The organism is Streptomyces alkaliterrae (assembly GCF_007097205.2).
Classification (GTDB): Bacteria; Actinomycetota; Actinomycetes; order Streptomycetales; family Streptomycetaceae; genus Streptomyces; species Streptomyces alkaliterrae.
Genome location: NZ_VJYK02000765.1, coordinates 1 through 383, shown reverse-complemented (window position 1 = coordinate 383; position 383 = coordinate 1). Strand labels below are relative to the sequence as shown.

Below are 383 nucleotides of genomic sequence, written 5' to 3'. Positions count from 1 at the left end.
ATCCGCGCCCGTTCGAGCGCCTGCCTGAATGTTGTGAAGACAGCCGGCAGCGATTGAACAGGCCAAGGCAGACACAGCGGATCGATCAGGCTGCTCTGCCAGACCGTCTGCACCTGCAGCCCCGCGCTTCGCAGTTCGGCCACTTCGGCTTGCTCGTACGGCGCGGCGATGTCTTCGCAGACGACCGTCGAGGCGCCCACGGCGCGGGCCAATGCGGGCAAGACCTTCCCCGGCGGGCCACAGCATTCCACCAGCCGGGTGCCGAGATCGGCCAACTGGCGGGCCAAATCCCGAAGCGCCGCCGCAAGCACGGCCCGGCGGTGCACACCTACGCGCGCAAAGCCCCAAGGCGTCTGTGCTTCATAGTCGGCATGGCAGTACAC

1 protein-coding gene is annotated in these 383 nt (G+C 67.4%); it reads right to left on the bottom strand.

Annotated features, from left to right (window positions below; all coding sequences use genetic code 11):
• Positions 1–383 (bottom strand): deoxyribodipyrimidine photo-lyase (locus FNX44_RS30215; RefSeq protein WP_173019340.1); only part of this gene is annotated, 383 nt, incomplete at both ends.